Source organism: uncultured Nevskia sp., assembly GCF_903885465.1.
GTDB lineage: Bacteria > Pseudomonadota > Gammaproteobacteria > Nevskiales > Nevskiaceae > Nevskia.
Genome location: NZ_CAISIQ010000072.1, coordinates 1 through 7,531, shown reverse-complemented (window position 1 = coordinate 7,531; position 7,531 = coordinate 1). Strand labels below are relative to the sequence as shown.

9 protein-coding genes are annotated in these 7,531 nt (G+C 63.9%); all 9 read right to left on the bottom strand.

All coding sequences use genetic code 11. The annotated features are described in order from the left end of the window. Window positions 1–685, bottom strand: a 685-nt coding sequence (locus tag QZY06_RS02605; RefSeq protein ID WP_295679798.1) for an urease subunit alpha, incomplete at its 3' end; no start/stop codon positions are given. Next, window positions 682–1,002 (bottom strand): urease subunit beta, encoded by a 321-nt coding sequence (locus tag QZY06_RS02600; protein WP_295679794.1) that lies wholly within the window; start codon window positions 1,000–1,002, stop codon window positions 682–684. The genes QZY06_RS02600 and QZY06_RS02605, both read right to left, overlap by 4 nt. Before the next feature lie 10 nt (window positions 1,003–1,012). After that, the gene (gene ureA / locus QZY06_RS02595) at window positions 1,013–1,315 is read right to left on the bottom strand and encodes an urease subunit gamma (protein WP_293387218.1); all 303 of its coding nucleotides are present in this window, start codon (window positions 1,313–1,315) and stop codon (window positions 1,013–1,015) included. Between the two features lie 16 nt (window positions 1,316–1,331). After that, window positions 1,332–2,171, bottom strand: coding sequence for an urease accessory protein UreD (locus QZY06_RS02590; RefSeq protein ID WP_295679790.1), 840 nt, complete (start codon window positions 2,169–2,171; stop codon window positions 1,332–1,334). A gap of 120 nt (window positions 2,172–2,291) precedes the next feature. Next, the gene (gene urtE, locus QZY06_RS02585; RefSeq protein WP_366946295.1) at window positions 2,292–2,999 is read right to left on the bottom strand and encodes an urea ABC transporter ATP-binding subunit UrtE; all 708 of its coding nucleotides are present in this window, start codon (window positions 2,997–2,999) and stop codon (window positions 2,292–2,294) included. Window positions 3,000–3,024: 25 nt separating this feature from the next. Beyond that, on the bottom strand, window positions 3,025–3,858 hold the full coding sequence (urtD, locus tag QZY06_RS02580; RefSeq protein ID WP_295679784.1) for an urea ABC transporter ATP-binding protein UrtD: 834 nt from the start codon (window positions 3,856–3,858) through the stop codon (window positions 3,025–3,027). Then, window positions 3,855–4,973 carry an urea ABC transporter permease subunit UrtC gene (urtC, locus tag QZY06_RS02575; RefSeq protein WP_295679781.1) on the bottom strand — a complete coding sequence of 373 codons (1,119 nt, stop codon included), beginning with the start codon at window positions 4,971–4,973 and terminating at the stop codon, window positions 3,855–3,857. Before urtC ends, urtD begins: the two co-directional genes overlap by 4 nt. Continuing rightward, on the bottom strand, window positions 4,973–6,646 hold the full coding sequence (gene urtB / locus QZY06_RS02570; protein WP_295679778.1) for an urea ABC transporter permease subunit UrtB: 1,674 nt from the start codon (window positions 6,644–6,646) through the stop codon (window positions 4,973–4,975). The genes urtC and urtB overlap by 1 nt, the downstream gene beginning before the upstream one ends. A 359-nt stretch (window positions 6,647–7,005) precedes the next feature. Further along, window positions 7,006–7,531 (bottom strand): transporter substrate-binding protein (locus tag QZY06_RS02565; RefSeq protein ID WP_295679776.1); only part of this gene is annotated, 526 nt, incomplete at its 5' end.

Below are 7,531 nucleotides of genomic sequence, written 5' to 3'. Positions count from 1 at the left end.
CGATCGCCTTCGGCGTGGTGCCCCAGTCCTCGTGCAGCTTCAGGCCCATCGCGCCGGCTTCGAGTTGTTCCTCGAGCGTGCCGGGTAGCGAGGCGTTGCCCTTGCCGAGAAAACCGAAGTTGATCGGCAAGCCTTCCACCGCCTGAAGCATCCGCGCGAGATGCCAGGGGCCGGGTGTGCAGGTGGTCGCATTGGTGCCGGTCGCAGGGCCGGTGCCGCCACCGATCATCGTCGTGGTGCCGGACATCATCGCGTCCTCCACCTGCTGCGGGCAGATGAAGTGGATGTGCGAATCGATCGCGCCAGCCGTGATGATCTGGCCTTCGCCGGCGATGATCTCGGTGCCCGGGCCGATGACGATGTCGACCCCCGGCTGCACGTCCGGATTGCCGGCCTTGCCGATGCCGCTGATCCGCCCGGCCTTGATGCCGATATCGGCCTTGACGATGCCCCAGTGATCGACGATCACGACATTGGTGATCACTGTGTCGGCAGTGTCGCGGCTTCCCCGCTGGCTCTGGCCCATGCCGTCACGAATCACCTTGCCGCCGCCAAAGCTCACTTCGTCGCCGTAGATGGTGTGATCGCGCTCGATCTCGATGATCAGCGCGGTGTCGGCCAGGCGCAGACGATCGCCGGTGGTCGGGCCGTAGAGGCTGGCGTAGTCGGCTCTGCTGATCTTCATGAGGCTTTCTCCAGGGCGCCCTCGACCTTGCCCTGAAAGCCATGAACGATGCGATCGCCAGCATAGGCCACCAGTTCGATATTGCGTTCCTGGCCCGGCTCGAAGCGCACCGCGGTGCCGGCCGGAATGTTCAGCCGGAAGCCGCGCGCTTTGGGTCGATCGAAGTGCAGCGAGTCGTTGGTTTCGAAGAAGTGATAGTGCGAGCCGACCTGGATCGGCCGGTCGCCGACGTTGGCGACTCTCAAACTCACGGTCTCGCGGCCGGCATTGAGTTCGATGTCGGGGCCATCGAGCGGCAGCAGTTCACCAGGAATCATCGCGGCCTCCTCAGGGAATGGGGTTGTGGACGGTGACCAGCTTGGTGCCGTCGGGGAACGTGGCTTCCACCTGCACGTCCGGGATCATTTCGGCGATGCCGTCCATCACATCGTCGCGGCTCAGCAGGGTGGTGCCGTAGCTCATCAGTTCGGCGACCGACTTGCCGTCGCGCGCGCCTTCGAGAATCGCGGCCGAGATGTAGGCGATCGCTTCCGGGTAGTTCAGCTTCACGCCGCGTGCCTTGCGCCGTTCGGCGACCAGGCCGGCGGTGAAGATCAGCAGCTTGTCCTTCTCGCGGGGACTCAGTTCCATGCTTGGTTTCCGGTATTCATGTCGCCCAGATCCTGGGCAGCACCGCTTCGCGCTGCATCAGTCGGGGTCGCAGGGTTCGCCACAGATGCATCAAGGTTCGCATCGCCGCATCGGTCTGTCGCGCCAGCACGCGGCCGATCAGCACGCCATCGACGAGGCTGATGCCGAGGGTCACGTCATCATGACTGGCGACCGCCCCGCGCGCCGCATCGACGTCCGCCGAGCTTGCCGGACAGGCGACGAAGGTGCCGAGCACCGGCAGCTCAGCCAGGCCCCAGGCGGCCTTGAACGCTGGCCCGCCACCCGCCAGCCGCAGACGATCGATGAGCAGCGGACGATCATCCCGCCACAGCTCCAGGCTCTGATTGCTGGTGCCGCTGTCGAAGCGCTCGCCGCGCGCGGCGAGGCCATACGCGCCGAGATCCCAGCCGATGTAGCGCGAGGCGGCATCGAGCCGGATCACCGTCTGCTGACGGACGACGGCGCCCGGGTAGTAGATGGTTTCCTGCGGCAGCCATTCGAGTGCTGCCGCGTTGAGACGGATGTCGATCTTCTGCCGCGCTTCGGGCCCGGCGCTGCGATAGAACTTGCCGGCGGCCGGCGTCGTCAGCAGCGCATGGGCACCAGGCCCGGCGTTGAAGCGCAGGTCCAGGCGATCACCGCCGACGACGCCACCCGGCGGATGGACGACATAGACATTGCAGACCGGCCCGTCCGGATAGAACGGCCGCTGCACTCTCAGCGGGCCGAGGTGATGGCGGCGGGCGAGGGTGGTGCGTGTGGCGCTCGCCTCGAAACCGAGTTCGAGTTCGGCCTGCCAGCCACGGGGTGGTGCTTCTGATAGTGCCGCGTTCATCGCAAACCGCAGGGCGGGAAAGCGCTTGTATCGCACATCCTGCCGTTCGCGAATGGCGGAATGCGCCGCAACGAGGCGCGGCTGTCCCGCCCTGCGATTTCTGCGTTCATGACCCGATGATCACACGGTCAAATGCTGCTTCACCATCTCGTCGGTCAGCTCGCCGATCGCGCCCTTGGCCACGGCGCGGCCCTTGTCGAGAATCACGAAATCGCTGGCGACACGGCGAGCAAACGGCAGCTTCTGTTCGACCAGCAAGACGGTCAGGCCCAGATCCTTGTTCAGCCGCAGGATCAGATCGCCGATGTCGGCGACGATGTTCGGCTGAATGCCTTCGCAGGGTTCGTCGAGGATCAGCAGCTTCGGTTCCAGGGTCAGCGCGCGGCCGATCGCCAGCTGCTGTTGCTGACCGCCGGACAAGTCGCCGCCGCGGCGCTGGCTCATCTGTTTCAAGACCGGAAACAGGCTGTGCACGTAGTCGGTCAGTTCCTTCTTCTTCGCGGTCTTCAGGCCACGGGCTTCGAGGCCGACGCGCAGATTCTCCTCCACCGTCAGCTGCGAAAAGATTTCCCGGCCCTGCGGCACATAGCCGATGCCCATGCCGGCGCGCTTGTCGGCAGCGACGCCGCGCAGTTCCTTGCCGCCGTCATAGCTGATGCTGCCGGACGCGGTCGGAATCAGGCCCATCAGGCATTTCAGCATCGTCGTCTTGCCCATGCCGTTGCGGCCCATCAGGCACATGCGCGAGCCGCGCGGCACGTCGACATCGAGATCCCACAAGGTATGGCTGCCACCGTAGAACTGGTTCAGGCCGCTGATCTTCACCATCGAATCGCTCATCTCATTCTTCCCCTTACTCGCCGAGATAAACGCGCTTGACCTGCGGATCGTTCTGCACTTCGTCCATCGTGCCCTCGGCGAGCACATGGCCTTCGTGCAGCACCGTGACCTTGCGGGCGATGGAGCGGACGAAGTTCATGTCGTGCTCGACCACCACCACCGAATGCTTGCCGGCGAGGCTGACCAGCAGCTCGGCGGTGCGCTCGGTTTCCTGGGGCGTCATGCCGGCCACCGGCTCGTCGACCAGCAGCACTAGCGGGTCCTGCATCAGCAGCATGCCGATCTCCAGCCACTGCTTCTGGCCGTGCGACAGCGCGCCGGCCTTACCGAAACGATGATCCTTCAGACCGATGATGCCGAGCACTTCGTCGATGCGTTCGCGCTGCACGGCATTGAGCTTGGCGAACAGGATCTTCCACACCGACTTGTCGCAGGCCATCGCCAGTTCGAGGTTCTCGAACACGCTGTGCTCGGGAAACACGGTCGGTTTCTGGAACTTGCGGCCGATGCCGGCCTGGGCGATTTCCGGTTCGCTCATGCCGAGCAGATCGATGGTCTGGCCGAACCAGACCGATCCGGTATCTGGCGTGGTCTTGCCGGTGATGACATCCATCATCGTGGTCTTGCCGGCGCCGTTCGGGCCGATGACGCAGCGCAGCTCGCCGGTCTCGATGTACAGGCTGAGATCGTTGAGCGCCTTGAAGCCGTCGAAGCTCTTGGTGACGCCTTCGACGTACAGGATGATGTTGTGCGACAGATCCGGGCTCGGCGCATTGGTGCTGCGGCGCTTGCCGGTGGGCTTGGTGCGCAGGCCGATCGGGCCGGTGGTGGCAGGCGAGGTGCTCATGCGGTTTTCACCTTGCGTGCTGGGATGAGGCCGACAACACCCTTCGGCAGGAACAAGGTCGCGCCGACGAACAGCGCGCCCAGCGCATACAGCCAGATCTCCGGGAACGCCGCGGTGAACCAGGTCTTCGCGTAGTTGACGAGCACGGCACCGGCGACTGCGCCGTACAGCGTGCCGCGTCCGCCGACGGCCACCCAGATCACCACTTCAATCGAGTTGATCGGCGCGAATTCGCCCGGATTGATGATGCCGACCTGCGGCACATACAACGCTCCGGCGATGCCGGCGAGCATCGCCGAGAACACCCAGATCCACAGCTTGTACGACTCTACCTGATAGCCGATGAAGCGGGTGCGGCCTTCGGCATCACGGATGCCCTGCACGACTCGTCCGAGCCTTGACGCGATCACGTAGCGGCAGCCGATGTAACCAACGGCGAGCGCGATCACCGTGGTGATGAACAGCGCCACGCGCATGCCGGGTGTCTTCAGATCGAAGCCGAGCAGTTCCTTGAAATCGGTCAGGCCGTTGTTGCCGCCGAAGCCCATTTCGTTGCGGAAGAAAGCGAGCAGCAAGGCGAAGGTCAGCGCCTGGGTCATGATCGACAGATAGACGCCGGTGACCCGCGAGCGGAACGCCAGCCAGCCGAAGCCGAGCGCCAGCAGGCCCGGGATCAGCACCACCATCAGCAGCGCCACCGGGAAGTGGTTCATGCCTTCCCAGAACCAGGGCAGCTCGGTCCAGTTCAGGAACACCATGAAGTCCGGCAGGATGGGATTGCCGTAGACGCCGCGCGGGCCGATCTGGCGCATCAGATACATGCCGATCGCATAGCCGCCGAGCGCGAAGAACGCCGTGTGGCCGAGGCTGAGAATGCCGCAATAACCCCAGACCAGATCGACTGCGATCGCCAGCAGGGCGTAGCACAGGTACTTGCCGAACAGGGTGACCGTGTAGGTCGACAGGTGGAAGAACGAGCCTTCCGGAATCATCAGATTGAAGATCGGCACCACCACCGCTGCGATCAGCAGCAGCGCCAGCAGCACCTGGCCACCACGGTCGGCCTTGAGGGCCGGAATCAGTACGCCTTGCCCGGTCATTGTTTGCGTGCTCATTAGTGGCCCTCCGCGGCGCGGCCTTTCTGGGGAAACAGGCCCTGTTTGCGGCGCTGGATGAACAGGATGATGAACACCAGCATCGCGATCTTGGCCATCACCGCACCGACTGCCGGCTCCAGCAGCTTGCCGGCCACACCGAGGGTCATGCCGCCGATCACCGTGCCCCAGAGATTGCCGACACCACCGAAGACCACGACCATGAACGAATCGATGATGTAGCTCTGGCCGAGATTCGGGCCAACGTTGGTCAGCTGCGAAAGCGCCACGCCAGCGACACCGGCGATGCCGGAGCCGAGGCCGAAAGTGATGGCATCGACGCGATCCGAATTGATGCCCATCGAACGTGCCATCGCCCGGTTCTGTGATACCGCACGCACCTTTAGGCCCAGCGAGGTACGGCGCAGGATCAATTGCAGCGCCGCGAACACCACCATCGTGAAGACGACGATGTAGAGGCGGTTCCAGGTCAGCGACAGCGCATCGTTGATCACCCACTGGCCGCTCATGAATTCCGGCGTGGCCACCGAGCGATTCAGCGGCGAGAAGATCGACCGCACCAGCTGCTGCAGGAACAGGCTGATGCCGAAGGTCGCCAGCAAGGTCTCCAGCGGCCGGCCGTACAGGAAGCGGACGACACCGCGTTCGATGGCGATGCCGACCAGGCCGGAGACCACGAAGGCCGTCGGAATCGAGATCAGGATCGAGGCCGCCAGATGTGTCGGCATCAGCTGCTGCACGACGTAAGCGGTGTAGGCGCCGATCATCATCAACTCGCCGTGCGCCATGTTGATCACCCCCATCACGCCGAAGGTGATCGCCAAGCCGATGGCGGCGAGTACCAGCACCGAGCCGAGGCTCAGGCCGAAGAACAGGGTTTCGATGGCACTGAAGAACTTGCGCTTGACAGCGATCGACGAGATCGCCACCGAGGCCGCGCTGCGGACGCGTTCATCAGGCTCGTTGGCTTCTTCGCGCAATGCTTCGAGCTTGGCCAGGGTTTCACCATCGAGCGCGCCGGAAAGTACGTTCACCGCGGCCAGGCGGATATCGGCGCTGTCCGAAGTCAGATCGGCGTAGGCCTGGCCGGCAGCGATCGCTTTCAGCACGGCAGGGTCCTGCTCGGTCTTCGCCTGTTCGCGAAGCATGGTCAGGGTCAGCTCGTCCGGCGCGCGGAGCATCTCCTGCACCGCGGCGAGGCGTACCGCGGCGTCGGGGTTGCCGAGCTTGAACGAGGCCAGGGCGCTGCGCAGCAGCTTGCGCAGGTTGTTGTTGCTGCCGATCTTGGTGAAGCCTTCGCTAGCCTCGCTGCCGGCTGCGGCCATGGTCAGCGGATCGGTGAGCGCGTAGTTGCTTTCAGCTTCCGCGGTGATGAACACGGCGCCATCGGCGTCGCGCACATGCAGATGATCTTCGAGCCAGGCCGTCAGTACGGCGGCCGTGTTCGGGTTCTTGGTTGCCAGCAATGCTTCGAGCAAGGCTGTGCGTTCACTCAGGGATGCCGTACCGAGTGCGCGAATTACATCCGGAAACGCGGTCGGCGCAGCCGGGGCCGCTTCGGCGGTGGTCTCGGCGGTAGCGTCTGCAGCAGGCGCGACAGCATCGTCTGCCTGCAGCGGCAGGCTCACGGCAACGACTGCCGCCAGCAGGCATCGTCGCAGCGGCAGTCGCATCAGTAGTCGCAGAAGGGGAGGTAGCGGAATCATCGCGGGGATGCTCCTGAAAAGAAGGTGACGACAGGGGATGCAAAGCAAGCTCCGGGCCGGGCCAATTCCGGCCCGGAGACTTGCCCCCCGCAGTGCTGCTTGCTTGGTACTGCAAAAGTCATTTCTCACGCGCAGACGCAGAGGAAAGCCAAAAGCAAAAATCCATCCGTCATCCCCGCGCAGGCGGGGATCCAGTTCTCCGTTGCCAGCGGTGTGCTGACCGCGACACTGGATTCCCGCCTGCGCGGGAATGACGATTGAAAGTTCTCGCCGTTCTCTGCGTTCTCCGCGAGAGCAATGCTTTTCGCTTGAAGCTCAGGCGTGCCTCAGTTCGAGCATTTCTTCAGCTTGGTGTTGTAGTTGCCGCACTTCAGCTTCACCCAATCGGATTCCAGATCCTTCGAGCCGTCGAGGAAGTCGGACCAGGCGTCGCCCGGGACTTCAGCCTTGGTCTGCCACACGGTTTCGAACTGGCCGTCTTCCTTGATCTCGCCGATGTAGACCGGCTTGGTGATGTGGTGATTCGGCAGCAGCTTGGCGGTGCCGCCGGTCAGGTTCGGCACTTCCAGGCCCGGCAATGTGTCGATGACCTTCGTGGTGTCGGTGGTGCCGGCCTTCTCGACCGCCTTCACCCACAGGTTGAAGCCGATGTACGTCGCCTCCATCGGATCATTGGTGGTGCGCTTCGGGTTCTTGATGTACGTCTGCCAGGCCTTGATGAAGGCAGTGTTGGCCGGGCTCTTGACGCTCTCGAAGTAGGTCCAGGCAGCGAGATGGCCAACCAGCGGCTTGGTGTCGATGCCCGACAGTTCTTCCTCACCCACCGAGAACGCGACCACCGGAATGTCTTCG